1 protein-coding gene is annotated in these 506 nt (G+C 46.2%); it reads left to right on the forward strand.

Translation table 11 applies throughout. The features are described from left to right. Nucleotides 1–506, forward strand: a 506-nt coding sequence (locus tag HW443_RS12930) for a sodium/proton-translocating pyrophosphatase (RefSeq protein ID WP_176238414.1), incomplete at both ends; no start/stop codon positions are given.

The following is a 506-nucleotide window of genomic DNA, read 5'->3' on the forward strand; positions in this document are numbered from 1 at the left end:
GCTGGCATGGCTGCTGACCTTTATGAGACTTATGTTGTCACACTCGTTGCAGCTATGCTTTTGGCAGCAACCGTTTTTGGTTATGAAAGCAAATGGGTACAGTTCCCGCTTCTTCTTGGTGGCATCTCGATCCTGGCATCTATCATAGGAACGTTTGCCGTAAGGCTTGGCAAGAGCCAGTATATTATGGGCGCCCTTTATAAGGGACTTGCAGTTTCAGGTATTCTGGCTGCAGGCGCTTTTTATGTAGTATCCGTTAGATTGATTTCCAGTCTTACAGGCACAGATGCAGGCGTATTTACTGCAGGAAGTTTATTCTTGACTGCATTGATAGGGCTTGCTCTCACAGGCCTGATAGTGATGATTACAGAGTATTTCACATCAAAAAGTTTTGCGCCTGTTAAACACATTGCCGCAGCAAGCCAGACAGGGCATGGCACTAATGTTATTGCAGGACTTGCTGTGAGCATGAAGTCAACAGCTCCGCCTGTGATAGTAATCGTTGG

The organism is Candidatus Hakubella thermalkaliphila (assembly GCF_013281975.1).
Taxonomy (GTDB): Bacteria; Actinomycetota; Humimicrobiia; order Hakubellales; family Hakubellaceae; genus Hakubella; species Hakubella thermalkaliphila.